Consider the following 1,751-nt stretch of genomic DNA (forward strand, 5'->3'; position numbering starts at 1 on the left):
TAGTATAGTTCAAGGGTTTGTAGTTCAAGTGTTCTTACAAAATTGACCTGCTCCCATTCTGCTACAAGTGTTGATGGTGTGTTTACAAAAATTCATACAGAGCCTAAAACTTTGCTCCGACTACTTATCCCTCTTCCATCAGACTGGGTTTAAAGCTTGAGTTTTCGTCGGCTGAAACAGCGTAATTTCGTCGAATTTTCCAAGAGTGATAAGAGCGTTATGGGTAAATTGGCAAGATTGTGATATCCTTTGTCGAGAGGATAGATGACAATCTATAAGGAGCAAGCAGCTAAAATGTATTTATTGTGCGTTCCAAAATCAAATGTTGAACACAATATACTTGAAGCTTATAGCATAAAAGACTTAAACGCATCTACCGTCAAAAAAATGTTCAAACTTATTAAGCAGTTTGGATATGTTATTATTCAGCTAAGGTCGTCACAGCACAAGGAAAATTTATTAGAATTATCGCAATATTTTGGCTCGATAGTCAAGCATGAACACTCAGATAAACATGGAATTGTACCCGTAACCCCTCTGGAAAATAGTCCTGGATATGTCAATACAACGACAACAGAACTACCGTTACATACAGATGGTTCTTTTGCTGTGGATCCACCAAAAATAGTAGCCCTCCAGTGCGAAGTTGCTGTAGCAAGTGGTGGTTTAACGACTATTGGAGATGGGAGATTACTGTATGATTATCTAACTGGTACAAATCCCTGTGGATTACTGAATTTATTTCAACCCGATGCCATAACAGTCCAGAGAGAAAATAGACAATCTACTAAACCTATTTTTGAAGAGCATGAGAGTAGAACACGCATCAGATTTAGATGGGATGATGCTGTTAAAATTTCAGTAAAACCAGAAGATTTCCCAATAATTAAGACAATAAAATATTTTTTTAATCGACCAGAAAATATGTTACAGTTTAAATTGCAGCCTCAGCAAATTATTATCATGGATAATTCCAGAATATTGCATGGTCGTACTGCTTTTATTCAGGGCTCAAAAAGGTGGCTTAATCGCGTTTGGTTTGATGGTAAATCAGCTTATAGTGAAGAGTTTTGCTTTGGTTTTTCTCCGAGGGAAACCTTAGAAGAATTGAAACAAAAATGTTGTCTATAACTAAAAGGAGGAAAAAACAATGCGAATTATGTTAAAGTCAAAAATTCACAGGGCTCAAGTAACAGAGGCTAACGTCAACTATGTCGGGAGCATTACGGTGGATCGAACCCTGATGGAAAAGGCAGATTTGCTACCTGGAGAAAAAGTACTAGTAGTGGACAATACTAATGGCAACCGTCTAGAAACTTATGTCCTAGAAGGAGAAGCTGATTCAGGAGTAATTTGCATGAATGGCGGCTCCGCCCGTTTAGTTAGTCCAGGGGACCTTATTACTTTGTTAGCCTTTGACGTAACAGACGAAATCAATCCACCGAAAAAAATTCTAGTTGATGAGAATAACAAGTTTCTTCAGTATGTATAAGTAATGAAACTAGCAGCACGAGTTAATCAAGTCAGTCCTTCGCTAACATTGGCAATTACAACTAAAGCTAAGGCAATGAAAGCAGAGGGGCTTGATGTCTGCATTTTCGGTGTAGGTGAGCCGGATTTTCCTACCCCAGCTCATATTACCGCTGCTGCTAAGAAAGCTTTGGATGAAGGCAAAACTCGTTATAGTACAGTAGCTGGAGAATGGGCGTTGCGAGAAGCCATCGCCCAAAAGTTACAAACTGATAACAATC

Annotated in this window: 2 protein-coding genes and 1 pseudogene; all 3 read left to right on the top strand. The window is 38.5% G+C overall.

Going from position 1 to position 1,751, the window contains the following annotated elements:
* The first annotated feature begins 264 nt into the window (after window positions 1-264).
* A complete protein-coding gene (locus F6K53_RS40010) occupies window positions 265-1,131 on the top strand; it encodes a TauD/TfdA family dioxygenase (RefSeq protein WP_293085615.1) in 867 nt (288 codons plus the stop codon).
* Between the two features lie 19 nt (window positions 1,132-1,150).
* Window positions 1,151-1,492, top strand: a complete 342-nt coding sequence (panD, locus tag F6K53_RS40015) for an aspartate 1-decarboxylase (protein ID WP_075896718.1) — start codon at window positions 1,151-1,153, stop codon at window positions 1,490-1,492.
* 3 nt (window positions 1,493-1,495) lie between these two features.
* Window positions 1,496-1,751, top strand: a pseudogene (locus tag F6K53_RS40020) (aspartate transaminase); the annotation flags it as partial.

Source organism: Moorena sp. SIO4A1 (assembly GCF_010672065.1).
Classification (GTDB): Bacteria; Cyanobacteriota; Cyanobacteriia; order Cyanobacteriales; family Coleofasciculaceae; genus Moorena.

Coding starts and splice junctions, on each gene's coding strand:
- F6K53_RS40010 (WP_293085615.1), top strand. CDS start 265: ATGACAATCTATAAGGAGCAAGCAGCTAAAATGTATTTATTGTGCGTT.
- panD (WP_075896718.1), top strand. CDS start 1,151: ATGCGAATTATGTTAAAGTCAAAAATTCACAGGGCTCAAGTAACAGAG.